Annotated in this window: 19 protein-coding genes and 1 pseudogene; 10 read left to right on the top strand and 10 right to left on the bottom strand. The window is 61.2% G+C overall.

Features of this window, described 5'->3' with window-relative positions; translation table 11 throughout:
* Positions 1 to 49: 49 nt before the first annotated feature.
* From FEZ63_RS00400 to FEZ63_RS00390, 3 genes are read right to left on the bottom strand one after another with little or no spacing between them, the layout of a single operon-like run.
* Positions 50 to 1,195 (bottom strand): acyl-CoA dehydrogenase family protein, encoded by a 1,146-nt coding sequence (locus tag FEZ63_RS00400; RefSeq protein ID WP_150941657.1) that lies wholly within the window; start codon positions 1,193 to 1,195, stop codon positions 50 to 52.
* A 3-nt stretch (positions 1,196 to 1,198) separates the two neighbouring features.
* The gene (locus FEZ63_RS00395; protein WP_162419631.1) at positions 1,199 to 2,764 is read right to left on the bottom strand and encodes an amino acid adenylation domain-containing protein; all 1,566 of its coding nucleotides are present in this window, start codon (positions 2,762 to 2,764) and stop codon (positions 1,199 to 1,201) included.
* Positions 2,765 to 2,792: 28 nt separating this feature from the next.
* On the bottom strand, positions 2,793 to 3,026 hold the full coding sequence (locus FEZ63_RS00390; protein WP_150941655.1) for an acyl carrier protein: 234 nt from the start codon (positions 3,024 to 3,026) through the stop codon (positions 2,793 to 2,795).
* 588 nt (positions 3,027 to 3,614) lie between these two features.
* On the opposite strand from FEZ63_RS00390, the gene FEZ63_RS00385 reads away from it, so the two are divergent.
* The 3 genes from FEZ63_RS00385 to FEZ63_RS00375 all read left to right on the top strand — a co-directional run bounded on the left by FEZ63_RS00385 (position 3,615) and on the right by FEZ63_RS00375 (position 8,552).
* On the top strand, positions 3,615 to 6,116 hold the full coding sequence (locus tag FEZ63_RS00385; RefSeq protein WP_150941654.1) for an SGNH/GDSL hydrolase family protein: 2,502 nt from the start codon (positions 3,615 to 3,617) through the stop codon (positions 6,114 to 6,116).
* A 178-nt stretch (positions 6,117 to 6,294) separates the two neighbouring features.
* Positions 6,295 to 7,377 (top strand): glycosyltransferase family protein, encoded by a 1,083-nt coding sequence (locus FEZ63_RS00380; protein WP_150941653.1) that lies wholly within the window; start codon positions 6,295 to 6,297, stop codon positions 7,375 to 7,377.
* Positions 7,374 to 8,552 (top strand): glycosyltransferase, encoded by a 1,179-nt coding sequence (locus FEZ63_RS00375; RefSeq protein ID WP_150941652.1) that lies wholly within the window; start codon positions 7,374 to 7,376, stop codon positions 8,550 to 8,552. Before FEZ63_RS00380 ends, FEZ63_RS00375 begins: the two co-directional genes overlap by 4 nt.
* A gap of 44 nt (positions 8,553 to 8,596) precedes the next feature.
* Here FEZ63_RS00375 and FEZ63_RS00370 read toward each other — a convergent pair whose 3' ends face one another.
* The 3 genes from FEZ63_RS00370 to FEZ63_RS00360 form a co-directional block, all read right to left on the bottom strand.
* Positions 8,597 to 9,283 carry a BUD32 family EKC/KEOPS complex subunit gene (locus tag FEZ63_RS00370; RefSeq protein ID WP_162419630.1) on the bottom strand — a complete coding sequence of 229 codons (687 nt, stop codon included), beginning with the start codon at positions 9,281 to 9,283 and terminating at the stop codon, positions 8,597 to 8,599.
* A 652-nt stretch (positions 9,284 to 9,935) separates the two neighbouring features.
* The gene (locus FEZ63_RS00365; RefSeq protein ID WP_420846242.1) at positions 9,936 to 10,340 is read right to left on the bottom strand and encodes a VanZ family protein; all 405 of its coding nucleotides are present in this window, start codon (positions 10,338 to 10,340) and stop codon (positions 9,936 to 9,938) included.
* 459 nt (positions 10,341 to 10,799) lie between these two features.
* The gene (locus FEZ63_RS00360; protein ID WP_150941649.1) at positions 10,800 to 11,795 is read right to left on the bottom strand and encodes an aldo/keto reductase; all 996 of its coding nucleotides are present in this window, start codon (positions 11,793 to 11,795) and stop codon (positions 10,800 to 10,802) included.
* A gap of 196 nt (positions 11,796 to 11,991) precedes the next feature.
* Here FEZ63_RS00360 and FEZ63_RS00355 point away from each other — a divergent pair.
* Positions 11,992 to 12,323: pseudogene (locus tag FEZ63_RS00355) on the top strand (P-type ATPase actuator domain-containing protein); the annotation flags it as partial.
* 27 nt (positions 12,324 to 12,350) lie between these two features.
* On the opposite strand, the gene FEZ63_RS00350 reads toward FEZ63_RS00355, so the two are convergent.
* The gene (locus tag FEZ63_RS00350) at positions 12,351 to 13,370 is read right to left on the bottom strand and encodes an asparaginase (protein ID WP_150941648.1); all 1,020 of its coding nucleotides are present in this window, start codon (positions 13,368 to 13,370) and stop codon (positions 12,351 to 12,353) included.
* A 148-nt stretch (positions 13,371 to 13,518) separates the two neighbouring features.
* Here FEZ63_RS00350 and FEZ63_RS00345 point away from each other — a divergent pair, with 148 nt between their 5' ends.
* Both FEZ63_RS00345 and FEZ63_RS00340 read left to right on the top strand, forming a co-directional pair.
* On the top strand, positions 13,519 to 14,823 hold the full coding sequence (locus FEZ63_RS00345) for a UDP-glucose dehydrogenase family protein (protein ID WP_150941647.1): 1,305 nt from the start codon (positions 13,519 to 13,521) through the stop codon (positions 14,821 to 14,823).
* A gap of 58 nt (positions 14,824 to 14,881) precedes the next feature.
* Positions 14,882 to 15,118, top strand: coding sequence for an Lrp/AsnC ligand binding domain-containing protein (locus tag FEZ63_RS00340; RefSeq protein ID WP_150941646.1), 237 nt, complete (start codon positions 14,882 to 14,884; stop codon positions 15,116 to 15,118).
* Positions 15,119 to 15,220: 102 nt separating this feature from the next.
* Here FEZ63_RS00340 and FEZ63_RS00335 read toward each other — a convergent pair whose 3' ends face one another.
* From FEZ63_RS00335 to FEZ63_RS00325, 3 genes are all read right to left on the bottom strand, one after another.
* Positions 15,221 to 16,270 (bottom strand): lytic transglycosylase domain-containing protein, encoded by a 1,050-nt coding sequence (locus FEZ63_RS00335; RefSeq protein ID WP_150941645.1) that lies wholly within the window; start codon positions 16,268 to 16,270, stop codon positions 15,221 to 15,223.
* A gap of 152 nt (positions 16,271 to 16,422) precedes the next feature.
* Positions 16,423 to 16,869: a Crp/Fnr family transcriptional regulator gene (locus tag FEZ63_RS00330; protein WP_150941644.1), complete on the bottom strand. Its 447-nt coding sequence runs from the start codon at positions 16,867 to 16,869 to the stop codon at positions 16,423 to 16,425.
* Positions 16,866 to 19,580, bottom strand: coding sequence for an ABC transporter ATP-binding protein (locus FEZ63_RS00325; RefSeq protein ID WP_150941643.1), 2,715 nt, complete (start codon positions 19,578 to 19,580; stop codon positions 16,866 to 16,868). Before FEZ63_RS00325 ends, FEZ63_RS00330 begins: the two co-directional genes overlap by 4 nt.
* A gap of 183 nt (positions 19,581 to 19,763) precedes the next feature.
* Here FEZ63_RS00325 and FEZ63_RS00320 point away from each other — a divergent pair, with 183 nt between their 5' ends.
* From FEZ63_RS00320 to FEZ63_RS00305, 4 genes are all read left to right on the top strand, one after another.
* Positions 19,764 to 21,008 (top strand): glycosyltransferase family protein, encoded by a 1,245-nt coding sequence (locus FEZ63_RS00320; protein ID WP_150941642.1) that lies wholly within the window; start codon positions 19,764 to 19,766, stop codon positions 21,006 to 21,008.
* A gap of 20 nt (positions 21,009 to 21,028) precedes the next feature.
* Positions 21,029 to 22,291: a glycosyltransferase gene (locus FEZ63_RS00315; protein ID WP_150941641.1), complete on the top strand. Its 1,263-nt coding sequence runs from the start codon at positions 21,029 to 21,031 to the stop codon at positions 22,289 to 22,291.
* Positions 22,292 to 22,365: 74 nt separating this feature from the next.
* Entirely contained in the window at positions 22,366 to 23,418 is a 1,053-nt protein-coding gene (locus FEZ63_RS00310) for a glycosyltransferase family 4 protein (RefSeq protein WP_150941640.1), read from the top strand.
* A complete protein-coding gene (locus FEZ63_RS00305; RefSeq protein WP_150941639.1) occupies positions 23,415 to 25,346 on the top strand; it encodes a glycosyltransferase in 1,932 nt (643 codons plus the stop codon). Before FEZ63_RS00310 ends, FEZ63_RS00305 begins: the two co-directional genes overlap by 4 nt.
* The last annotated feature ends 34 nt before the right edge of the window (positions 25,347 to 25,380 follow it).

Raw genomic sequence — 25,380 nt, 5'->3', positions numbered from 1 at the left:
CCGTTGCGTCTTGGGCTACTCGGAAGTGCGCCTGAACGGTCGAGGCCTCCTACAGGCCCAGCAGCGAGGCGATGAGAACTCTCTGGATTTCGGACGTGCCCGAGTAAAGCCTGCTGCCTAAGGCATCTCGCAGTTCCCGTTCCACCTCCGATTCAACCATGTAGCCGTAGCCGCCGCGGATCTGAATGGCGTCCTCAGCACATCTCACCCAATTCTCGCTGATGGTGAGCTTCGCGAGGGCAGCCTCAAGAAAAATGCTTTTCCCTTTGCCTTGTAGCCAGGCTGTTTGGTACAGCGCTGCCCGTGCTTGATCCACGCGCATCTTCATGTCGACGAGCTTTGTCGCAACCAGCTGGAACTTCCCGATGGATTGGCCGAATTGCTTGCGGTCCTTCGCGTATCGGATCGATGTCTCAAGCAGTCGCTGCATCGCTCCGACGGCACTGGCGAGGATGCAGGCGCGTTCCCAGTTCATTGAGTGCGTGAAGAGGTTCTTGCCGTTCCCCTCCCGGCCGAGACGGTTCTCGACCGGGACCTCGCAATTCTCAAGGAATACTTCAGCCATCGGCGATGTTCGCAGCCCCATTTTCTCCAGTGCGCGGCCGACTTGGAGGCCGGGATAATCTCTCTCTACGAGAAAGCCGCAGATGCCATTCGGCCCGATGGATCGATCCAGGGTGGCATACACAATGATCAAATCGCCGACGCCCCCATTCGAGACGAAGGTCTTGCTGCCGTTAAGGACATATCTGTCGCCCCGTCGTTCTGCGGTGGTCTGCAGGCTATAGGCGTCGGATCCCGAGCCCGGCTCCGTCATTGCGTTTCCGCCGACAAGGCTGCCATTGCAAAGGCGAGGCAGGTATCTTTGCTTCTGCTCCTTGCTGCCGAAATCCAGCAGCGGGACTTCGAGCGTCCACATGTGAGCATTGATCGAAAAGACCAAGCCGTTGTCCTTGCAGCCATATCCAAGGCTCTCGAGGACGCCGACGGTCGTCAGCGGATCAGCGCCCAATCCGCCATGCTCGATTGGAATCGGGAGTCCATGGATTCCGAAGTCGGCACACTTGCGCCAGCCCTCAAGGTTGAACTCGCTCCGCTTGTCGCGCTCGCGCAAGCCGTCATTGAGTTCCTCAAGAGCAAATTTTTTGACCGATTCGCGAAACTGCGTTTGCTCTTCGGACCAGGCGAAGTCCACAGGTCAGCCCCCGCTCCAAAATTTTAGAGTCTGATAGTCGACTTTATCCGTCGAGGTTTTCGGGAGTGAAGGATGAAAGCTGAAGCGATCGGGGATCATATAGATCGGAATATGTTCGGAGCAGAAGGTCTTCATCTCGATGAGGGATAGCGTCCTGCCGTCCTTGGAGACCACATGGGCATGCACTCTCATCCCCAAGGTGTCATCCGCCAGCGCCACGACAGCAGCCTCCCGAACGCCAGTGTGACGGTAAAGACAGACCTCGATTTCGCCGAGTTCAACCCGGAACCCGCGCTTCTTGATCATCCGGTCACTGCGGCCGAGATACCGCAAGTTGCCGCTGGGCTCTTCCTTGGCTATGTCGCCGGTCCGGTAGTATGTCGCGCCCGCCACCTCGACGAAACACTTGCGCGACTGCTCCGGCAAGTTCCAGTAGCCTCGCGTGACACCAGAACCGCGGATGCAGAGCTCGCCTTCCGTGCCCTTCTCCACCGCCCTTCCATCGGCATCGATGAGGATCCCCTCAAGATGAGAGCAGACCTTGCCGATCGGCATCGGCTCGGTGCGGTCCTCCGGGATTGGCGTTGGCACCTCGTAGAACGTGCAAACATTGGTCTCCGTTGGCCCGTAGAGATTAAAGTAGCGCGGGTGCGGCCAGTATTTTACCAATGATCTCAGATGAGCGACCGGGAAAACCTCCCCGGCGAAAAGCACGAATCGCAGGGAGGAGAAATTTCGGCTTTCAAGTTCGCCGAATTGCGCCATCAGGCTCAGAATGGATGGTGCCGAGTACCAGATGGTAATCTCCAGGTCGGCGATCAGGTGCGCTAGTTCGAGCGGTTGCTTGCCAACCTCTTCGCCTATCAGCACCAGCGTGCCCCCGTGCTTCGCAGCGCTGAAGATGTCGAAGACGGAGAGATCAAAATGGAATGGAGCGTGGGAGGAAAACCGGTCCGTCGGCAACAAAGCGAAGATCTCTGCACACCACTCGACGAAGCTCACGGCGTTGAGATGCGACAGCTGGACACCCTTCGGTCTGCCCGTCGAGCCCGACGTGTAGAGGACGAAGGCAAGGTCTTCCGGCCGAACCGGCGCGGACACGGCCGACGGAGCCTCCGCGTGGCGATCTTTCTCATCGAGCATGGCGCGCAGGTGGACACCGCCGCCCGCACCGCCAATCACGAGGATTGCAGGATAGGCACCCTGCGCGCTTGGTTCCGCAATCAGCATCGGTTCGAAACGATTCTCGATAACGATGACTGCGACTCCGCAATCGGCGAGGATGTAGTTGTTGCGCGTCGGCGGTGCTGTGGGATCCATCGGCACGTAAGCCGCACCGGCCTTCAGGACCCCGAATATTGTCGCGACGGCATCGATAGATTTGCGAATCCAGAATCCGACGCGGTCGCCAGGACGTATTCCAAGCTCGACCAATCGATCACGCATTCGGTCCGATAAGCGATCGAGTTCTCGGTAGGTGATGAAGCTGCCATCCACCTCCTGGACCGCGATCTTGTCGGGCCACCGGCCTGCGGCGTCTTCAAGATAACGATAGAGCTTGACGGTCATGGGACCTCGCAGCATGGATAGCGCCAAGTCAGCGTTTCGAATCGACCAGTTCGCAGATCGTATGCAACGTATTCAGGTGTTCCTCGTCTGCCTCGTGAGCCTTGACCTGGATGTCGAACGTCTGCTCGAGGAAAGTGACGAGCTTCAGCGTCGCCAGGGAGTCGAGGATGCCGGTCGATACCAGCGCAGTGGTTGGCGTGAGCCTACTCGGCTCCTCACCCGGAAGGAATTCGTCAAGAATGAACTCCTTGACGATGCTCATTGCGGAACTCTCGTGGGTCATGAGATCTGCTCCAGTTGTCTCGCAGTATCGACTGGTATCTGCGTCACATCCGGGTTGTCACGATCGACAGTAGCCAGAAAAAGTGCTGCGACGGAAGTCATCGCATCGCCGAGATTAATATAGTCCCGCCTCAATGGTCTGCAAGCTGGCTTTGCCTTCCGAGCTGCGCGAGGCCTGCACGGTTGAAGCACCTCCACACAGCCAATCGAGTGAAACCATCGAAACCGAGGGGCGCGTCGCCGATCGGCTCCGCACCGCGCCTACGATTCCGAGCAGCTAATTTAGCGCAGGTTCATCACTGGACCTTCAGCGGTGCGCCGGTCAAAGATCATCTGGGCTGAACGGCGCCAGTGTGCCTGGATCTAAGAAGCCTGAGAGGAGGCCACGCCCGTGGAAGCTCCTACTACATCGGCACGCTTAGGGCCGATGCACCAAGCCAGCCGCGCTCTCGCAGGCATGCCCATTTCTGGCGTTGACGTCTCCAATGGAGGCGCCGATGACGCTGTACAAAACTATAGAGTACAGCTCCGAAGGGATCTCCAACTTGGGCGGCTCCTCCGGCTCGCCGTGATCACCGTCGAGCTCGCGCTCGTGGCGGCTGCGATCAGGCTGACCAATATAGAAACCCGCGCATTTGAGTCGGTCCTGATGCTCGCTTTGGGCGGCTTTCTAGTCCACCATTTCCTGCCTGCGGCCTGGCGGATCAATTTTTTTGCTGCGCTCTCCATTGCAAGCGTGCCACTCGTCTTTGGGTGGGAACCCGGAATGTGGCTGCTCGCCACCGGAGGACTGCTCATTGCCTTATGTCACCTGCCGGTAGCGTTCTGGATTCGCATCGCACTCATAACGATCGTTGGTCTGATGTTGGCGCTCGCGCGAAAGCAGGTGCTACCGCAGTTATCAGCGATCCCGATGACCATCTGGCCCATCCTTGGCTCGATGTTCATATTCCGGCTGGTCATCTACATCTACGATCTCAAACACAGTGCCGGGCCGTTTAGCGTCGGGCGCGCGTTCTCATACTTTTTCATGCTGCCGAATGTTTGCTTCCCTCTCTTTCCCGTGGTCGATTACAAGACTCTCCAGCGCAGCATCTACAACGACGATTCATTACGGTTATACCAAACCGGCGTGAGATGGATGCTGCGAGGGCTTGTTCAGCTGGCGCTCTACAAGGCGGTCTATTTCTTGGCAGTTATTGAGCCAACAAGTGCGATGAGCGGTACTGACGCCGCGCAATACATGGTGTCTACCTTCCTGCTCTATCTCAAGATCTCCGGCCTGTTCCACCTCATTGTCGGATTGCTCCATTTGTACGGCTTCGGGCTCGCCGAAACCCATCACTTTTATCTGTTCTCCTCTAGCTTCACCGACTTCTGGCGTAGAATTAATATCTACTGGAAGGATTTCATCCAAAAACTAGTTTTTAACCCCGCCTATTTCTCGCTCCGGAAACGGGGCGAGACTTTTGCGATCACATTGGCGACGCTGATTGCATTCACCGCCACTTGGCTTCTCCACTCCTACCAATGGTTCTGGATTCGGGGCGAGTTTCCGATTGTATGGACCGACATGGTGTTTTGGTTCGGGCTGGGTCTCGTCGTATCGATCAACGTCCTTTTGGAATCCCGCAAGGGACGGCAAAGATCGCTCGCGAAGCCGGCAAGGACATTTCGCAGCGATGCGCTGCTCGCCCTGAGGATCAGCGGCACTTTCATCACAATCTGTGTTCTCTGGACGATCTGGAGTACCCCCAATCTGGAGGAGCTTGGATTCATTTGGCGAGCCCTTCTCAACTCGGGGCCGGTGGATCTGGCAGTCCTCCTCGGCTTGCCAGCCTGCCTGGGTGTGCTGGGTGCAGTGCTTCGGCACAGAAGGCGCGAGGTGTTCGGCAGTGGCGGCGAAGCCGGCGAAGCGGGTAAGCCATTCCTGCTGCAGGCTGCGGCGGTCTCGGCAATCGCCAGCCTGCTTATCGTAGTCGCGTTACAGCCTGCTTTGCTAAAGACGGTGTCGCCAGCGCTGGTGACGCTGGTGCAGGACATGCGCGACCGCACCCAGCTCAACGCTGCCGACTCGAAGAAGCTCGTTCGCGGCTACTACGAAGATCTCGGTGATGCGGCGCGCTTCAATGACGAGCTGTGGAAGATCTACGGCATGCAGCCGCCGGATTGGAAAGGGTCAGTCCCGGTGAGGGACCGTAACGATGCTATCGAGAGGGAATTTGTGCCGTCGACAGCAACGATGGCTACTGGAGTCACGCGCACGATCAATAGGCTTGGATTACGTGACCGTGAGTACTCGCTCGAGCCCGAGCCCAATACCTTCCGTATCGGCCTGGTTGGCGCCTCGCACGACATGGGTTGGGGTGTGAAGGATGATGAAACCTATGAGAACGTCGTCGAGGACCGCCTCAACCGCGAATTGGGCCCGCTGACCGGCTATAAGTTCGAGATCCTGAATTTTTCATATCAATCATATCGACCGACCCAGAAACTTGCCGTCATCGAGCAACGAATTTTACCGCTTCACCCGAACCTGGTCCTGTATGTGGCGGGCACAGTGGAACCGGATTGGACGTTCAGATCAGTTCGGAATTTGGTCAGAAACCAGCTCCTCGATCAGTTTCCCTTTATCAAAAACGCAATGGATCGGGCGGGTATCAGGCCCGAGGCCCTTCCGGAGGAGGACGTCCTCAAGAGCAAGTTGGCGCCCTTCGCGGAGGAAACCCTGCGGGCGGTATTCGAAAGGTTCCACGATTCGACCGTATCATGGGGCATTCGCCCGGCACTGGTTCTGCTTGAAATCCCGAACGACAGCCGCTCGCGCAGCAAAGTGTTCGATCGTTTAGCGACCCTCGCGCAATCAGCCAAGCTTCCGGTTATTGATTTACAAGGTTCCTTCTCGAGGGTCCGGGACCGGCAGTCGCTCTGGGTTGCTCCTTGGGATGAACACACCAACGCCGAAGGGCATCGTCTGTTAGCCGAGCGCCTCTACTCTCTTCTTCTCAAGGAGCGACTGGTTCCCACTGAAGCACCCTCGGGGCAACCGCATGGCCGAGACACACGGTAGGGGCTTTGCAAATCCCGTCCGAAACCGTTCGGCGCCCCAACCGTGGGAGGCAGTCATGGCGGAAGCGCCCGAGTTACACGCGGCTGAGGATGAACCATGAGCCGATTTCCCTTTTCGCAACTTCTTTCTCTCGATCGTTACTATGGTTAGGCACAAACGGATCACAGAAGATGTTGCCATGCCGCTACGCGCCTCGCTGTCAGTCGCGATCTCGCCGGCATTCAGAGGAAGGAGTAACGCATTTACCGTGCTGTTCGCGCGAGCGCTGCTGGCGAACGGTTTTCGCGTCGAGGAATTCTCGTTTCGGAAACTCCTGTCGTTCCGGGTGGTGATCTTTCACTGGCCGAACAGTTTTCTTTCGGGCTCTGCCGGACGCCGCGGCTTGAGATCGCGATTGAGACTGAAGCTCCTTGAACTTGCGAAGCTAGTTACCGGTCTCAAGATTGTGTGGGTTGCTCACAATATTCACCCCCACGACGTGCCCAATCTTCAGCCGGGTAGTGGCGCCGATTTCCTAAAGTTGATCAATGGCGTCATTTATCTGTCGAACAGCTCGCGCGCGGAGATCCTTAAACACCACCCCGCCCTCGCTGCGGTACCGGGTCTCGTCACCACGCACGGGCATTACCGCTCGTCCATGGCATCGCCTCCGACGCCGCCTCGCTCCCCTGGCTTCCCGGTTCGCCTGCTCCATTTCGGTCAAATTCGACCCTACAAAAACGTGGAACAGCTTATCTGGTGCATGAAGGAATTGCCGGGAGACGCTGTTCACCTCACCGTCGCAGGGAAAGTGGACGACCTCGACCTCATCCAGAGATTGCGGGAACTTGCAAGTAGCGCCTCTCACATTGAGCTCGACCTAAGGTCCGAGCTCCTGCGCGATGAGGAACTCGAAGCCATGTTGGACAAGTCCGATGCGGTCATTCTTCCCTATCGAAACGTGCTGAATAGCGGCGCTGCGCTGTTTTCGCTTTCGCGCAATCGGCCAATCCTGGCACCGTCCATCGGCAGCCTGCCGGAATTGCGGGAAACAGCCGGTGCGGATTGGGTCCATCTTTACAAGGGTGACCTGACAGCCGATCGGATAGCAGCGTTCGTGTTCGCGCTTCGGTCTGAACGGCTTCATCACTCGCCGGACCTGTCGGCCAATGACTGGGTCAAGATCGGTCGGCAGCTTGCCGGCTTTGTCGAGGCTATCGTCCATCACGACCGTTCCCCGAAGGCGCCGCCACCGACCAAATTAGAGCCCGCTGACGTATGACGAGCAAAACACGAGCATGCAAGGTCCTTTTCGTCATCAACTCGCTCGAGGGTGGTGGCGCCGAACGGGTGGTGTGTACCCTCGCCTCCGCGTTGGCAGAGGCTGAGGAACATTGGGCGGTGACGCTCGTAACGCTGGATCGCGGCGAGGACATGTACGCGCCCTCGCCTCGTGTGACGCGTACGCCACTCGATTCTGGAGGGCGGTTGCTCTCCAGTATCCATGTCCTTCTTCGCGTGATGCGGGAGAACCGGCCCGACGTCGTCGTCAGCTTCCTGACCCGCGCGAACTGTGCGGCGATCGCGTGTTCGCGGCTGCTGCGGATACCCTGCATCATCAGCGAACGTGTGCATACCACAAGCCATTTCTCATCCGGCGGCTTTCGGGGTTTGCGCAAGCTGGCGGTCCGATGTTTCTACCCGTACGCCGATCGCGTCATAGCGGTATCACGCGGCGTCGGCGACGACCTCGTGCGCAACTACGGCTTAACCACTCGCCAAATGGTCACGATCCACAACACGATCGAGATCGATAGGATCGCGCATGCGGCTCGCGCGGAGCCGTCAATCGTCCTTCCAGCCGATTATATCGTGGCCGTTGGGCGTCTCGTGACCAACAAGAACTTCTCGATGCTCCTGCGTTCCTACGCTCGCGCAAACATCACCAGCGCGCTCGTCATTCTCGGGGAAGGACCCGAGCGAAGCGGACTGACGGCGCTCGCCGCGGCGCTCGGGATCGCCGACAGGGTCCATATGCCGGGTTATATTCCAAATCCGCACGCAATCGTCGCACGGGCGCGTTTCTATGTCTCTTCGTCTAATGCGGAGGGCTTCCCCAATGCAATGCTCGAGGCGATGTGCGTCAGGCAACCCGTCGTGGCCACCGACTGCGACTCGGGACCGGCCGAGATTCTCCAAGGCGAGACAGGCGGGCCGAAAGCCTTGACCCTGACCCGAGCGCCGTTCGGGATTCTGGTTCCAACTGATGACGAGCACGCGATGAGCGCCGCACTCCGCGTCATGGAAGATCCAGAGACGCGCGCTCGCTTCGCTGTGGCGGCGTGGCGACGCGCGCACCAATTCGATCCCGGGCATGTCATCTCCCGATATAAGGCTGTCATAAGTGCAGTTGTACCGATCGCGGCGTTCCGCGGGCGGACCGCGGAGAGCCTTTGACGAGTGTGAGATAGTGCGCACAGGTTGGGCCCTGTGCGTCGGCATCAACGCGACCACCGGTTCGACGCAACGGCGGGATCGACCTTGAGAATCCAGGTGAGCTTTTTGATGTCCCGCTCGCGGATATACGAGGCGAGCCCGGCTGGAATGTCCTTTAGGCAAAGTGCTCGCTCGAAATCGATGAAGACCGGTTCGCCGGTTTTCTCCTCGATGATGATATTGCCGTATTTGATATCCTCAAGCGTACATCCAGCACGGTGGACGGCGACGAGGCCGTCCCGGATCCGGTCGATTGTAACCGCATCGACCACGTGTGGTAGAAACTGGCGAGCTAACTCGGTCCGACGCGCCTCTAGCCGGCGACGGGAGAGGATAAATCGGGGCATCGGCCGCCCTTTGACATCGGCGCCAGCCTCCTCTAGAGCCAACCGTAGGTTGCGACCTCGAATATAGCTATAGACGATATGGAGGCGGTCGAAATCGACGTGGAGCACGTCCGGAACATTGCAGCGTGCTTCATGTAGCATCAGCGCGGCTTCGAGTTCGTTCACGAACTCAGAAACGTTGCCGAGGAAATTTTTGAGAATGCCCACATCTCCCTCGAGGTCGACAACGACGAGGCTGTGTCGATGGACTGGTCGAAACTCGATAGCGGGGATGACCTTTGTGGCCCAGAAAGGCTCGATCAGCGGAAGAAGCGGTCCATTTCGATCGATCAGAGCCAAGGGCACATAAAGCCCCTGCTGTCGTTTGGTTGCGATGATCCGTTCCAGTTCTGGACTTAACTCGGACAGCCGGCGGGTCAGACGTCTGGACAGCCCAGGCCCCCTGCTCCAATGATCCCGAAGAGCCTGGAAGCGCAGATCTGCGCCGGCGAAACGTCGCGATAGAACAGCATGGCGCCGCAATGCATGGAACAAAATAGTAACCCGCGAGAGAACGGGCGCGAGTGCCATATCGGAGCGATCGAAACCCGCCCAATTCGCCAGATAATATTCGGGCGACTTGCATTATTGTCAAGGATAGGCGCAATCCGGATTCAACCGTCGGCGCAGGTGAGAAGCGCGCGTTCGACCGTGCCGCCTAGTGAAGCGTCGCGACTGCAGTCGCCGCCGCGATCGCTGAAGGCATTTGGCAGTTCGTGGTTGGTCAACCCTATCCTTGATCGCGGCGGTGCCAGCCATGTAGGACCGCAGTTTCTTATCAAGCCTGAACCCGACCCGATTGCTGTCTGACGCTGGTCGTAGCGTTGAGAAGAACTTGCGCCCCTGCTGCACATTCATCGACTCCAGCCGTCAACTGCGCAAGAACGAGAAATCGATGACAATCTTGCCATATCGAACCTCTGGCCGCGAAAGGCGCTCCAGGTTTTCGATTGGGCGTTCAGCGGATTTTCCTGCGTCGTTTGATCTCCCGCTCAATCAACAGAGCGATTGCAGCGCCAAGAAGGGTGCCTAACGCCTTGATAAGGCCATCCTCGAGGCGACCGTGACGACCTGGGACTAAGGCTTGGGCCGTCTCGAGCAGCGCGCCACCTCCGGTCACCAGCAGCATGATTCCAAAGCGTTGTTTGGGATAGGCGAGCCAGAAAGCTGCTCCCGTCACCACGAACGCGGCAAACCGTTCCAGATCGGCAGGAGCCGAAGTGACCGGCCTGTGTTCAATGGGAGAAAGGGTGAATGCCAAGATTGCCAGAGTAAGCAACCATGCGACCCAACGGAAGAACACTTCGAACGTCATCGGGACCAATTGGGACAGGTTGGAGTAAGGGACTGCGAGTTGGTTCAAGCGCTCGCGACTGAGACTTTCGACGACTTTCCGGAATGTAAAGCACCAGCGGAGGATGAAATCTTGGCATCGGTGACTTGGCTACGCGCCGCGGCTTATTGATGACCGCAAGCTAATCTCACAAACGCAGGATCAGCAGTTGTTCCCGCCTCAATGCGACTGACTTCGGCAAAGCCATACCTCAGGAGGACCACTTCCAAAGGGGCAAACCAGCGGACCTGCCGGTCGTTCAGTCAGTGTCGCACCGTCAGTGAGCTCGATAATCGTGTCCTATTTCTGGTTCTCTTGCCGCCGGATCACATCATGCCCGTCCCCGTCCATCAGGAGTATGCTAGGAGATGTCATGTCTGGATGGCGCCCGTGTGGCGATGTGATTGTTGCGGCGCGTTCCGCACACTTCTGCTTTCGTACGGCTGGATAAGTCGTCGAACTGAAATGCTCGCGCTAAACGTACCTATCTCACCTTTTGGTCAGCGACATGGCTGCATCGCCATAGCGCTTGCCGGCAAATTTTTCAGGCGCCAACAAGTCGCCGAGCGTCTTGAACTCATCCGGCGAAAGCGCAATGTCCGCAGCGGCGACGTTCTGCTCCAGATGCGCGATCTTCCGTGCACCGGGGATGGGGACGATAAAATCTCCCTGGTGGAGGACCCAGGCAAGCGCGAGTTGTGCAGCCGTCACGCCCTTTGTCGCCGCCGTCTCCTCCAGCAATTTCACGAGCGAGGCGTTGGCGGCCATGTTCTCGGGACTAAAGCGCGGAAGCGTCCGCCGGAAATCCTCGGAACCGAAATCCTCCGGTTTCTGGATTTTACCTGTTAGAAAACCGCGACCGAGTGGGCTGAATGGCACGAAGCCGATACTTAGTTCGCGGCAGGTGTCGAGGATTTCGCCTTCCGGATCGCGGGTCCAGAGCGAGTACTCGCTCTGAAGAGCGGAAATCGGATGGACAGCATGAGCCCGGCGGATGTGGGTGGCTCCCGCTTCGGAAAGGCCGAGCGCGCGCACCTTGCCTTCCTTCACAAGGTCCGCCATGGCACCCACTGTATCCTCGACCGGCACCTGCGGGTCGACGCGGTGCTGATAGAACAGATCGATCACCTCGACCCCGAGCCGTTTCAACGACGCCTCGGCCACTTCGCGGACATGCTCCGGCCGGCTGTCGACGCCGGACATGGCGTCCGCGCCCCTCTTGCTCGTGTCGATCCGAAAGCCAAACTTGGTGGCAATCACCACCTTGTCACGATAAGGCTTCAGGGCCTTGCCGACCAAGATTTCGTTTTGAAACGGGCCATAGACCTCCGCCGTGTCGAAGAAGGTAACGCCAAGATCGATGGCCCGATGAAGCGTGCGGATGGATTCCTGCTCGTCCTGGCCACCATAGGCGTGGCTCATTCCCATGCAGCCGAGCCCAACTATCGAAACGGCGAGGTGGGGACCGAGTTTGCGCGTCTTCATCGGTTGATACCTTCTGTTTCACACCATAGAGCAATGCAGAAGTTCCTCGGTGCGGCTGGTGAGATCAAGACCAAACCGACGCAAATCGCCGTTCTTGGTACCTCTGAGAGGTAAACCGAATGTCTGGACCAGCGGGTGAACAGATCCTACAAGGCCGCGGTAGGGGCGTCCTTGGCCCGAAGCCGCAGCAAGGTCCCCGGTCTACGGCATCGTTGTGGAGGGGCGCAGCTCCGTCGATGAATCGATGGTGACAGGGGAGTCGATGCCCGTGACCAAGGAGGTGGGTGCCGAGGCGATCGGCGGCCATGAACCAGTCCGGCGGCCTCCTGACCGAGGCGCGAAAGGTCGGGCGCGACACCATGCTGTCGCAGATCGTACAGCTCGTGGCGGAAGCCCAGCGCAGCCGCGCACCGATCCAGCGCCTGGCCGATCAGGTGTCCGGCGCTACTTCGCGGTCATCGGCGTGGCGGCTCTCGCCTTTGCGGCTGGGCGACCTGGGGACAGGACCCTCGGTTCGCATTGGGGCTAGAGGATCCTTCGAGACGCCGCTGCGTCTCAGGAAGACGGCGCACCCATCAACTCCCCGGTCGCGGTCATTCCGCCCACCTCGATGCCGTTCCAGTTCCTGAGGACCGGCTGCGCCAGGCGCTCAATGGCAGCGCGTTCCTCGTCGCTGAGCTTGAGGTAGCGCAGCAGCAGCCCGCCCATCATGGCCTCGGCGGCGCGGGTGGTGCCATCGTCGGCCTTCAGTGCGATGCCGTAGCCGAGCTCGGGCAAGGCCGCGCAATAGACGCCCTCGGCGCCCACCTTCACGAAGGCGCGCTCGCCCAGGATCTCCATCACCCTGGTGTCGAAGCGGTCCGTGCCCGCCACCATGAACGGGTGCTGCGCCACCGCCTTGCGGATGCGTCCGGCGGCTTTCGCGGTGTCGGGCGATATTCCGATCCCCGTGCCGAAGCGGGCGAAACCGAAGGCCAGGGCCGGGAGCGGGATTGCATAGGTTGGGATCGAGCAACCGTCGAGACCGCTCCGGTCTTCGTCGTGAGATGCGCCCGTGATGTCCTCAAGCGCAGCGCGCACCCGTTGCTGGACCAGGTGCGCCGCCTTCACATAGCCGGCGGGATCGGTGTCCGACCCGCAGGCGAGACAGATGAACCCCGCATGTTTGCCCGAGCAGTTGTTGTGCAGGGCCGTGGGTGTCTCGCCACTCGCCGCAAGCGCACGGTTGGCGGCTTCTCCCATGGGCCAATGGGTGCCGCATTCGAGGCACGACAGGTCGCGCCCGGCCTTCGCCAGCATGGCGGCGGCGGCCGCCGTATGGCGCGGCTCACCCGAATGGGACGCGCAGGCGAGCGCGATCTCCTCGTCGGTAAGCCCGAATTGTTCGGCGATGCCGCTCTCGATCAAAGGGAGTGCCTGAAGCGCTTTCACCGCCGAGCGCGGGAAGACCGGCCTGTCGACATCGCCCAGCGACAAAACCGTGACGCCATCGGCTTCCACGACCGAAACGCTGCCGCGGTGCCGCGATTCGACCAGATGGCCGCGGGCGACCTCGACGAGAAAAGGGTTATCCATGGGTAGCCTCGGATTCGATTGGCGGGTCTTGTGTGCCGCTCGAGAACCGAAGTCAAAGACTCTATTGCGTCGATGGCCTCCCGCGGCGCCGCTTGCAGCCAAGCCTCCGCCCGCTTAAACCGGTCGTTGATCAACCGGAGAGCCCCTGATGCGTGTCGCGATGATCGGAGCGGGATATGTCGGCCTGGTTTCGGGCGCCTGCTTTGCGGATTTTGGCCATGACGTCTGCTGCGTGGACAAGGACCCGGCCAAGATCGAGGCCCTGAACCGGGGCGAAATTCCGATTTTCGAGCCGGGCCTGAGCGATCTCGTCGCCAAGAACGTGCGCGAGAACCGGCTTTCCTTCACCACCAGCCTGCCGGAGGCGGTGGCGAGAGCCGAAGCGGTGTTCATTGCGGTCGGCACGCCCTCGCGACGCGGGGATGGGCACGCGGACCTCACCTTCGTCCACCAGGCCGCCCGCGACATCGCCGCCGCCCTGAACGGCTACACGGTCATCGTCACCAAATCGACTGTGCCGGTCGGTACCGGCGACGAGGTCGAGCGCATCATTCGCGAGGCGCGGCCGGAGGCTGAATTCGCCGTGGTGTCGAACCCGGAATTCCTGCGCGAAGGCGCTGCCATCGCGGATTTCAAGCGCCCGGACCGGATCGTCATCGGCACCGAGGACGACCGCGCCGCCAACGTGATGACGGAAGTCTACCGCCCGCTTTATCTCAACCAGTCGCCGCTTCTGGTGACGTCCCGGCGGACCGCGGAACTGACCAAATATGCCGCCAACGCGTTCCTCGCCACCAAGATCACGTTCATCAATGAAATCGCCGACCTGTGCGAGCAGGTGGGCGCGAATGTGCAGGATGTCGCGCGCGGCATCGGCCTCGACAACCGCATCGGCTCCAAGTTCCTGCATGCGGGACCCGGCTATGGCGGCTCGTGCTTTCCCAAGGATACGCTCGCGCTGATCAAGACCGCGCAGGATCACGAGGCGCCGACGCGCATCATCGAGACGGTCGCGGCCGTCAACGTCCAGCGCAAACGGGCGATGGGACGCAAGGTGATTGCCGCCTGCGGCGGCTCGGTTCGCGGCAAGACCATCGCGGTACTGGGTCTCACCTTCAAGCCGAACACCGATGACATGCGCGATGCACCGTCGCTGGATGTCATCACGACCTTGCAGGATGCCGGCGCGATCGTGCGCGCCTACGATCCAGAGGGCATGACGGCCGCAAAGGCGCTCATGCCCGATGTCGAATACGCCGGCGACGCGTACCATTGTGCGACGGGCGCCGATGCGCTGGTGATCGTGACCGAATGGGATGCGTTCCGCGCGCTCGATCTCGGTCGCCTGCACAAGACGTTGGCGCAGCCGATCGTCGTCGATCTTCGCAACATCTATCGGCCCGAGGACATGCGGCGGCGCGGCTTCACTTATGTGAGCATCGGGCGGCCTTGACCTTCACGCGGCGCGCCTTTCGCGCCATATAGACGAACCCTGACCCGGAGCGCGCCTCATGCAGACTTTCTTTGTCGAGATCAAATGCAAGCTCGGAAGGACCTATCAGGTCGCGAGTGCGCTGGCCGACCGGGAGATCGCGTCCGAAATCTATTCGACCGCCGGCAATTACGACATCCTGGCCAAGTTCCACGTGGATGACGACGTCGATATCGGGCATTTCATCGCCGAGAACGTGCAATCGATTCCCGAGATCGCCGACACACACACGATCATCACCTTCAAGGCGTTCTAGAGCCTGATCCGGCGAAGTGGCTGCCGGTTCGCCGAAGGATCATGCGCCAAAACTAAGAGACAGAGCCCGGCTCTAGCCGCGGGACCCGCGGCCAACGCGCAACTACTGAACCTCTGCGTATGCGTCGATCCGCGGCGCGGCGGCGGGGGCGTTGATCCGGGCGAGGATGGGGCCGATATCCTCGTAGCGATCCATGCGTCGGACGATCTTCGAATCGATCTTGTTGTACAACTCCGCCACGCTCACGGCGCGGCGCTTGCGGCCCTTGCCGTCCGTGAACAATCCCGCATTGGCCTTCGCTGCCTTTGGGAAGAGCTTGGTGGCGTTCATGTTCGGATCGGAATAGAGCACATCGAGAAAACGCACCGCGCTGCCGGCGCCGAGGAAGTGGGCCAGATACAGTTCGGCCTCCTCCAGTTCGCGTTCGCCTTGTGCCTGTAGCGCGCGCTCCACGTCCTTGATCAACTCTCCCGCCATCAGCGCCGAAAAATAGGGATCGGTGCGCAGGCTCATGATCCACGAACGGTCCTTGTCGTCGCCTACGACCGGTTCGCCATCGACGAGGCGGATTGCCTTGGCGGCGGCCTCGAAGCCGTAATCGGCCGCGTGGAGGTAGACCGTCTCGAGCCATGTGCGGTCGATGAATTGAAACAGCCCCTCGGCGCTCGAGGTCGGCGCCTTCGCCTCGTTGGAGAGGCTCGATTCAACATCGGCGAGCGTCAGCATGTAGACCGGATCGACGCCCGTGACATGAGCCGCCTTGAGCACGGAATGGACCAGCCATCGCGGCACGGTCCGGCCGCCGAACAGGATCAACTCGTCGGGATCGTCAAAGGCCGCCACCGGAACCGGATCGACCGGGGCGGGTTTCCTCTGGGTCGCTTTCGGAAAAGCGGCCTCGATGATGGAGCGGAAGAGCCCAGGATTTTTACGGAATTCCGGGACCGGCAAAGGTGCAGAAACCGGACGAGCCAAGAGGGCGCTGGGCAAAGTCGCGACAGCGGCGGGCGCAGCCGCCATAGCTTGAAAGCCGAGCACCAGGCTGAGCGTTGCACAAAGACGGATCGCGTGGCGACCGCGTCGCGCATTCGTTTGTGCACCCGTTACAGGTCGCGGAATCGCGCCCACAGGCGTGATCGCAATCGTCGGCATTCGGTTATTTCCCGCTGGGCCCGACCGGACGGCGGACCCTCCCTTTTTGTCGTTCTGATACAAAGGGGTGGCGGGCAGATGTGGCGAGAATCGGTCAGCTTAACCGTGGGCGCTGCCTTTTTTGGCTTAAGACCCTGTTTGTTAACGGAAAATTAAGGCGTAGATTTTGCCACGAGCTTCGCGTTTGTCTGTTCCAGACGCTTTGCCAGCTCCCGCATTACCGCCAAAGACATCTGCGGGAACTGCGCCAGAAGCTCCAGAAAAACCCGCCGGTCGATCCGAAGCGCCGTCGTGGGCTCCGACGCCATGATGGTGGCCGACCGTGGCGTGTCGGACAAAATGCCCATCTCGCCCACCAGCGCGTTGCCTTCCAGCTCGGCGACCTTGATCTCCCCTGTCGGCGTGGTGAGGAGGACATCCGCCCTTCCCTCCAGGATCACGTAGGCCGAGTCGGACGCATCACCTTGCGAGAAGAACCGTTGCCGATCCGCGAACTGAACGCGCTCGCTGGTGAAGGCCAGAAGTTTCAAGCGCGCCGGATCGATGTCCTTGAACATCGGGACCTGCCGCAAGGTTTGAACTTCGGCTTCAAGGGTCATGCAACCTCTCCTGCTATTCTCTGTGCGTTTGCCGGCTGGGGCTCCGATGCCTCGGACGTCCGACCGGCGTTGCTCTCTGTCGTAATCTGTCCGTCGCCGAAGCGCATTAGAATATCGAAGTCCTCGACTTGTCGATCATTCGGCAGCACCATGAAAAGGCTCCTGCCTCTTCCGAGTTCGATCAGGAGCTTGATCATCTTTTGCGCGCGCGTCTCGTCGAACGGCGCCAAGGCGCCGTCGATCACCAGAATATCCGGACGCTTGACCAGACACCGCACCAGATTGACGCTGGCGCGCTCCTGCGCCGTCAACAGGCGGCCGGCGGTGCCGACCTGCCGATCGAGGCCGACACGCTCGATATCCTCCAGCAGGTCGAGGCCCTTGACCACGGCCGAAATCGCTTCCGCCACGCGCGCCTGGGCGTTCGCTACCCGGTAACTGACGCGGCCGAAAAGCAGATTGTCGCGCACGGGGGCAGCCGCGCAGATCTTTTCCGGGTCGTAGAACTCCACATCCGCTTCGACTTTCTGGAACTCCTGACGCACGTATCCGCGCGCCTGCACGAACTGGACCTTCAGCTTGTCGTCGATCAGACCGAGACGATGTCGGGCTTCGATATAGGCCAGCGGCAGCGAGAGCAGGCGGGTTCGGTCCTCTTTCGTCAACGCCGCATCGGAACGGCTCCGGCGCAGGATCGCCTCGAACTCGGGCAGCTCCTCGGCTCCGATGAAAGAGAATTGCTCGAAGAGCGAATGTCCCGGCGGCAACCCTTCGAAGATTTCCGCCATCGTCTCGGCGATCTGCCGGCCCATATGGACGAGTTCGTCGAAGAGCCCGGCCTGATCGATGGCCGAGCGGAAGCTTGAATTTTCCGCAAGGTTGCGGCCGCGGAAAGCGTCCGATGTCGGGACGCCAAACAGGAGGTTCTCCGCAATGGTGGACTGGTCGTTGAATTGCTGCGGATCGAAGGGCTCGACGAGATCCGCCATTCCCTCCGCCTGGAAAGTCTCGCGCAAGCGCCTGCGCGCTTCGACCAGATGCTCCGCCAGTTGCGGATCGCGCTCGGGATCGATCCGGCCCGCAAGTCCGAAAAGATAGATCTCGTTGCCCATTCCGACTTTCTTCATCAGGTCGATGAGAATGCGGTCGAGGTCGTCCTCGTCTTTCGCGCCGACCACCGTGTAGTCGATCCATTCGTCGGCAACATTCTCGATCGGATTGCCGGTCCGCTGCGCCTCCCTGATCCGGCGAAGCGCCTCGCGCTCGTCCTCCTTGCGTTGGCCGAGCGGTTTGTGGCGCAGCCCGTAGACCAGATTATCGCGGATGCTGCCCGGAAACAGAATCGGGTCGACGCCCGCATAGGCGATTTTTTGTCCCGCGATCGCGGGCGGGATCTGCCGCAGATCCTGTTCGCCGATGCGGATACGGCCGCCGAACGTGGTCATGCGGCGCGCGAGGATCTGCGCCATCAGGCTGGCCACGGAGGCCCCCCCTGAAATGAGCGCCACATCGGCGGGCAGCGGAATTTCGAACGAGACGCCGTTCAGGATCACGCCCCCATGGGGATCGCTCACCCGCAAGTCCTCGGCGACGAGAGGTCCCACGAGCGGCGCTTCTTCACCGGCGTCCTCCTTCGCAAGCAGCGTCGGCGCGAGCCGTTCCTCCGAAAAGTGCTGGGTGACCTGGTCGTATTTGACCTGCACGTCGAGGCGCTGCTGGTCCCAGTCGATGAGTTCTTTCAGCGGCGGCGGCAATTCCCGGTAGGCTGCGATCACCGCAACGAGCTGGCCGATATCCAGGGTTCCGCGAATGGCGAGGTAACCACCGACCGAATAGAAAAAGAACGGCGTCAGCTGCGACAGGAAATTGTTGATGAACTTGACGATGAATTTGCGATTGTAGATTCGCAGGCGCAGGTCGAACAGCTGATACAATCGCTGGCCGATCTCCGCGCGCTCCCAGGCGTAGGAATTGTGAACCTGCACGGCCTCGATGCCATCCGAGACTTCGGCGATACGACCAGCCAGCTGGCGGGACGCGATCTGGCGCCGCTTGCCAAGGCGCAAGAGCTCCCGACGCATGCGCGGGATGATGGTGAACTGAATGCCGACGACGGCAAGCGCCATCAGCCCCAGCGATACATTCTGCACCATGATGAAGAACAAGGCGGTCAGCGCCTGCATGCCGAGGAACACCGGGGTGATGAAGGCATCGCCGATGAAGCCGCCGACCGGCTCGACCTCGTCCTTGATGATCGTCGCGGTCTCGGACGACTTGACCGTCCGCAGCGCCTCCGGGGTGAACCGCAGCACCATGGTGAAGAGGTCGAACCGCAGGCGTCTCAGCATGCGCTCTCCGAGCACGCCCTTGGCGACGTTGATCCAGTATTTGAACGCGCCGTTGATGATCACGAAGAACAGGAAGAGGCCCGACAGGCCGAGCAGCAGCCCGATCCGGCCGACCTCGAACCCCTCGAAGATCGGAAACGAGGCTCCGCCGAGCCACTCCGGCAGGCTTAACGTAAAGGGAAGAAACGGTGCGGTGGCCTGCCCTTCGCGGAAGGCCTCGCCCTGGATTGCCTGGTTGACGATCTGCCGTGGGAGGTCGAGGGAGGCGAAATAGAACGGCTGAGACACGAGCACGACCGCGCAGACAAGCAGCTGGTCGCGCTTCGAGTGGGTCCAGATATAACGAAACAGGCTTTTTTCCATTGGCCGGACGATATCACCAACGCTTTGCCCCACCATAGTCTCTTTCCGCCGCCCCTTCCCCTTTTCAACGGCGGCTTTACCTACTTGCGGCGGGGCTATTGCAAGCCCGGAACTCTGTGTCTTAACGTCATTTCGACACCTTCTCTAATTTGCCCCACATGGCAGCTGGTCATGGACGTGACGATGGAAGCTCTTACGGCACAGTCTCCGCCATGGCCCAAAGGCGGGTCGCGGGTGGTCATTTACAGCCACGATACCTTTGGTTTGGGCCATTTACGGCGGTCCAGGGCCATTGCGAATGCGATCGTGGAGGAATGCCCCGACACCTCGGTGGTGATCATTTCGGGCTCGCCGGTAATCGGCAATTTCGAATTCGGCAGCGGGGTCGACTACATTCGCATTCCCGGCGTTACGAAATTACCCGACGGCGATTACCGCTCTCTCAACCTCAATGTGGAGCTTGATGAGGCCGTCGGCTTTCGCGAAGCCTTGATCCTGCAGGCGGTCAAATCATTCCGCCCCGACGTGTTCATCGTCGACAAGGAGCCGACCGGCTTTCGCGGAGAGGTCATTCCTGCCCTCGAATATCTGCAGCGGGCCGGCTGCCGGCTCGTGTTGGGCATCCGCGACGTCATGGACGAGCCGGCTCTTCTCGTACCGGAATGGGAGCGCAAGGAGGCCCGCCAGGCGCTCATCCGCTATTATGACGAGGTCTGGGTCTATGGCCTCAAGGACGTCTACGAGCCCCTGGCGGCCCTCAACCTGCCGCCGGAGATCGAACAACGCATCACCTATACGGGCTATCTGCGCCGCGAGGTGCCCGCGACCCCGTCACTCGTGCGGTATCCGAAAATCACCAAGCAGCCCTTCATTCTGGTGACCACCGGCGGCGGCGGCGACGGCGACGACCTGATCGATTGGGTGATCTCGGCCTATGAGGCGGATCAGAGCCCGGAAATGCCGGCCGTCATCCTGTTCGGGCCCTTCGTGAACCGGGATCAGCGCCGCTCGTTCATGGAGCGGATCTCGCGGCAGCCGAAGCTCGACGCGATGTCGTTCGACACCAAGATCGAGCATCTCATGGAAAAGGCGACCGCGATCGTCGCCATGGGGGGGTACAACACATTCTGCGAGATTCTTTCCTTCGATAAGCGCGCGTTGATCGTGCCGCGCACCCGGCCTCGCCTGGAGCAGCACATCCGTGCGGTCGAGGCCGAGAGGCTTGGTCTTGTGAGCATGCTAAGCGACTATACCGAGGCGCGCACGCCCGAACGGATGGCAAGCGCCCTTCGCAACCTCTCCACGCAACCACGCCCGTCCGAGGTCACCGTTCCGGGCTTGCTCGACGGACTTGACCGCGTGCAGGAGCGGCTTAAAGCTCTCACGCAGCCCCGGGCCTATATGCCCGCCTCAGAGGCAGCCGAGTAACCGCCAGGATGTCGTTGCCCATGAAAGCCCGACGGATCGCCGTCGTCGTGAAGGGCTATCCGCGCCTCTCCGAGACCTTCATCGCCCAGGAGATCCTGGCGCTCGAACAGCGTGGACTCGACCTCGCAATCTGGTCCCTGCGGCACCCGACCGAGAAGGCGGTTCATCCCATGAACCGCCAGATCAAGGCGCCTGTGACTTACCTGCCGGAATATCTCTACGAAGAGCCGCTGCGCGTGCTGCGCGGAAAGCTTTTCGCCCTACGCCAGCCGGGCTTTCGAAAACTCATGCGCGCCTTCTGGGCCGATCTGAAGCGCGATTTCACCGCGAACCGCGTCCGGCGCCTGGGGCAGGCTTTCGTCATGGGGCGGGAGATGCCGGCCGACATTCAGCATATCCATTCTCACTATCTTCATACGCCGGCCTCCGTGGTGCGCTATGCGGCGATCCTGACCGGGCGCACCTGGACCTTCTCGGCCCACGCCAAGGACATCTGGACGACACCCGATTGGGAGAAGCGCGAAAAGCTCGCGGATGCGCTCTGGGGCGTGACCTGCACCGAGCAGGGAGCACGGCATCTGCAGGCATTAAGCCCGTCGCATGACCGCGTGAGGCTGGTTTATCACGGCCTCGACCTGTCGCGCTTTCCCTCCCCGCCCGCCGACGGCTCGCTGCGCGACGGATCCGATCCGGCCGATCCCATCCGCATCGTGTCGGTCGGTCGTGCCGTCGCCAAGAAAGGTTTCGGCGACCTGCTGCAGGCTTTGGCCGCCTTGCCGGCGGACCTGCACTGGCGCTTTGCGCATGTGGGCGGCGGCGATCTTCTCAAGAGTCTCAGAGCGCAAGCACAGAAGAGCGGTCTCGGAGATCGGGTGGCGTTTCTCGGTGCGAAAGCGCAACCGGACATCATCGCGCTCCTGCGCGAGGCCGACATCTTTGCCCTGCCGTCAAAGAAGGCCGCCTCCGGCGACCGGGATGGGTTGCCGAACGTGTTGATGGAGGCGGCGAGCCAGAAGCTCGCGATCGTGGCAAGCGACTTCGCCGGCATTCCGGAATTCATCCGCGAAGGCACCGACGGCGTGCTGGTGCCGCCGGGCGATTGGGTTGCGCTCTCGAATGCCATCAACCTTCTGGCGCGCGAACCCGAGCGGCGTGCCGAGCTGGCCAATTCCGCGTTCGAGCGGCTGCGGCACAACTTCTCGATGGATGGCGGCATCGACCTCCTCGATGAACGATTTCGCGCCATCCTCGGCCCCGCCGCAACCGTCCGGTTGCCCGCGTGACCACCTCGCTGCCGGTGGCATTCTACGCGCCGTTGAAAAGTCCGGACCATCCGTCTCCGTCCGGTGACAGGACGATGGCGAGGCTTCTCCTGAAGGCCCTGCGGATGGCCGGCTTTTCACCCTTCGTTGCGAGCCATCTGCGCACGCATGACAAGCATGGCGATGGCGCTTTTCAGGAGCACGTGCGGCAGGAATCCCTTGCCGAGGCCGAACGGCTGATCGCGCATTATCGCGGCCTTCCCACAGCGGAACGGCCGGCTTTGTGGTTCACCTATCATGTCTATTACAAGGCCCCGGACTGGATCGGGCCTTGTGTGGCCGATGCCTTGCATATTCCCTACGTCGTTGCCGAGGGATCGCGCGCTTCAAAGCGGTCGGACGGACCCTGGTCGCTCACCCATCGGGGCGCCGAACAGGCGCTCGACCGGGCCGATCTGATCTTCGGCATGACCGCCATGGACCAACCGGCCTTGCAGGCGGCCAAGCCAGTTCATCAAACGCTGGTCGACCTGCCGCCGTTTCTCGACGAGACGGAATGGGGCACCTCGTCCGCTCGCGCACCGCGGGTCGGCGCCGCGCCCCGGCTGCTCACCGTTGCGATGATGCGCAAGGGCGACAAGTTCGAATCCTATCGCATTCTCAGCAAGGCGCTTGTGCAATTGCGGCACCTCCCGTGGCATCTCGACATCGCGGGGGATGGCGAAGCGCGTGGCGAGGTCGAAGCGTTGTTTGCGCCGCTCGAACCGCGACTTCGCTTTCATGGACAATGCGAGGCCACTGAGCTTCGCGACCTTTACCAGCATGCCGATATCATCGTGTGGCCGGCGGTGAACGAGGCCTACGGTATGGCGCTTCTGGAAGCGCAACTCTTCGGGAATCCCGTTGTGGCAGGAAATTTCGGTGGCGTCGGCAGCGTGGTCCAAAATGGCCGAACCGGAGTCCTGACGCCGCCGGGCGATATCGACCTTTTCGCAAAAGCCATCGGCGCGTTGATCGAGGATTCGGCGACCCGGCATCGGATGGGCGAAGCCGCCCGCGCTTTCGTGACCGGCGAACGCACTCTCGTGCGGGCGGCGATGCGATTGCGCGACGCGATGCTGCCCTTGAGCGGCGGGAGCGCCGCATGACGAAGCGTGTTCTCATTCTCGTCACGCATCTGCTTGGCGCTGGTCACCTGACGCGGGCGACCGCGCTCGCACGCGCCTTTGCGCAAGCCGGTCATTCGACCACGCTCGTCTCCGGTGGCATGCGAACCTCCGTCGCGATGCCGGATGACGTGATCTTCGTCCAGCTTCCACCCGTGCAAACACGCGGCACAAATTTCTCGGCCCTGCTGGACGATGGCGGCCGGCCGGTGACGCCCGCGTTCCTGGCAGAGCGTTGCGATTATCTACTCGAGACGGTGAACCGCGTTCGCCCCGACATCCTGATCACCGAGCTTTTTCCGTTCGGCCGCCGCGTTCTGGCGGATGAATTCCTCGCGGTGCTGCGTGAAGCGCACCTGATGCGCCCGCGCCCCCTCGTCCTGTCGTCGATCCGCGATATCCTCGTCGCGCCGACCAAGCCGGAACGGGTGACACAGGCGGTGTCGCGGATCGACGAATTCTACGACGCCGTTCTCGTCCACGGCGACCCCGCAGTGGCGCCTCTTGACATGTCATGGCCGGTCGACGACCGGCTTCGCCCACTGCTGCGCTACACCGGCTATGTGGACGAAGCCGCGGTGACGACACCGCAGGCGCGGCGCGCCGGGATCATCGTCTCCGGCGGATCAAGCGCCGCATCGCTGCCGCTCTACCGGTCCGCGCTGGCAGCGGCGCAAATCGTCACCCGCACGTCGTGGCGGGTTCTGGTTGGTCGTGGCATTGCCGATGAGGACTTTCGCGCGCTCCAGCGCGCTGCTCCCGGCCATGTGACAGTCGAACGCGCGCGGCCCGATTTCCGCCAACTCCTCGCCGGCGCTGATGTGTCGATCAGTCAGGCGGGTTACAACACGAGCGTCGATATTCTCCGGTCTGGCGTGCGCGCCATTCTGGTGCCGTTCGAAGCGGGGCACGAAACCGAACAGCGACAGCGCGCCGAGTGCCTGCAACAAGCCGGTCTCGCGCAGGTCCTGCCGGAGGATAGGCTCGATGCGCGGTCACTCGCCGACGCGGTGACGTCGCAGCTCGAAAAGCAGTTGCCGCCGTCCCATTCCATCGCGCTCGACGGCGCGCACGAAACTCTCCGCATCACTGCGGAACTCGCCCTGTCGCGCCCCGCACTCCTGAGCCCGCCCATCGATTGGAGCCCCCTCGACACGGCCATCGATCGATCCCGCGATCGCTGTCATGAGCCGGTCATGTGGTGGCGCGATGACGATGCGGTGCGCGAGACCCCGCAGCTTGATCGTCTCCTGCAACTCGCGAACAGGTACAAGGCCGGCCTCGCCGTCGCGGCGGTCCCGCGCAGGGTCGAACCCTCGCTGGAGCGCGCGTTGCGGGACGAGGAGCGGGTTTCCATCCTCGTCCATGGCTACACCCACGCCAACCATGCGCCGACGGGCAAGAAGAAAGCGGAGTTCGATGCGGAACGCGATCTTGATGCCATGGAAGCGGAGGTCCGCACCGGCCTGCGGGACCTCGGACGCGTCTTCGGCGACCGGCTTCTGCGGGTCCTCGTGCCGCCCTGGAATCGCATCCCGCCCGCGCTCCTCCCAAGACTTGCCGGAGCGGGATATGTCGGCCTCTCCACGTTTCGGGACCGCCCGGCGCCCCAGCCGGCGCCCGGCCTCGTCCAGATCAACACCCATATCGACCCGATTGAATGGCATGGCACCCGCAGCCTTGGAAACGTGCCGGCGCTCGTTGCGGCGCTTGCGGGTGCGATCGATCGGCGCGCATCCCCTGTCGGGGACGGCGAGCCGATAGGATTGCTCACCCATCACCTGGTGCACGACGAGTGCATCTGGGCATTTTGCGAAGAGTTGCTGCTCTTTCTCGCGAGAAAGCAGCTTCACTTTGCGCCAGTTCGAAAGTTATTCTGTGACAAAAGTGGAAACGTCGTCGAGCCGTAGCGCGTTATCGTCCTATAATGCGCCTTTGTCGGAG

The organism is Microvirga brassicacearum (genome assembly GCF_008757455.1).
Taxonomy (GTDB): domain Bacteria; phylum Pseudomonadota; class Alphaproteobacteria; order Rhizobiales; family Beijerinckiaceae; genus Microvirga; species Microvirga brassicacearum.
This window is presented reverse-complemented; position numbering and strand designations above follow the sequence as displayed.

Excerpts from the sequence above, each read along its gene's own strand:
- FEZ63_RS00395 (WP_162419631.1), bottom strand. The coding sequence starts at position 2,764 with ATGACCGTCAAGCTCTATCGTTATCTTGAAGACGCCGCAGGCCGGTGG.
- FEZ63_RS00390 (WP_150941655.1), bottom strand. The coding sequence starts at position 3,026 with ATGAGCATCGTCAAGGAGTTCATTCTTGACGAATTCCTTCCGGGTGAG.
- FEZ63_RS00380 (WP_150941653.1), top strand. The coding sequence starts at position 6,295 with ATGCCGCTACGCGCCTCGCTGTCAGTCGCGATCTCGCCGGCATTCAGA.
- FEZ63_RS00375 (WP_150941652.1), top strand. The coding sequence starts at position 7,374 with ATGACGAGCAAAACACGAGCATGCAAGGTCCTTTTCGTCATCAACTCG.
- FEZ63_RS00360 (WP_150941649.1), bottom strand. The coding sequence starts at position 11,795 with ATGAAGACGCGCAAACTCGGTCCCCACCTCGCCGTTTCGATAGTTGGG.
- FEZ63_RS00350 (WP_150941648.1), bottom strand. The coding sequence starts at position 13,370 with ATGGATAACCCTTTTCTCGTCGAGGTCGCCCGCGGCCATCTGGTCGAA.
- FEZ63_RS00345 (WP_150941647.1), top strand. The coding sequence starts at position 13,519 with ATGCGTGTCGCGATGATCGGAGCGGGATATGTCGGCCTGGTTTCGGGC.
- FEZ63_RS00340 (WP_150941646.1), top strand. The coding sequence starts at position 14,882 with ATGCAGACTTTCTTTGTCGAGATCAAATGCAAGCTCGGAAGGACCTAT.
- FEZ63_RS00335 (WP_150941645.1), bottom strand. The coding sequence starts at position 16,270 with ATGCCGACGATTGCGATCACGCCTGTGGGCGCGATTCCGCGACCTGTA.
- FEZ63_RS00330 (WP_150941644.1), bottom strand. The coding sequence starts at position 16,869 with ATGACCCTTGAAGCCGAAGTTCAAACCTTGCGGCAGGTCCCGATGTTC.
- FEZ63_RS00325 (WP_150941643.1), bottom strand. The coding sequence starts at position 19,580 with ATGGAAAAAAGCCTGTTTCGTTATATCTGGACCCACTCGAAGCGCGAC.
- FEZ63_RS00320 (WP_150941642.1), top strand. The coding sequence starts at position 19,764 with ATGGAAGCTCTTACGGCACAGTCTCCGCCATGGCCCAAAGGCGGGTCG.
- FEZ63_RS00315 (WP_150941641.1), top strand. The coding sequence starts at position 21,029 with ATGAAAGCCCGACGGATCGCCGTCGTCGTGAAGGGCTATCCGCGCCTC.
- FEZ63_RS00310 (WP_150941640.1), top strand. The coding sequence starts at position 22,366 with ATGGCGAGGCTTCTCCTGAAGGCCCTGCGGATGGCCGGCTTTTCACCC.
- FEZ63_RS00305 (WP_150941639.1), top strand. The coding sequence starts at position 23,415 with ATGACGAAGCGTGTTCTCATTCTCGTCACGCATCTGCTTGGCGCTGGT.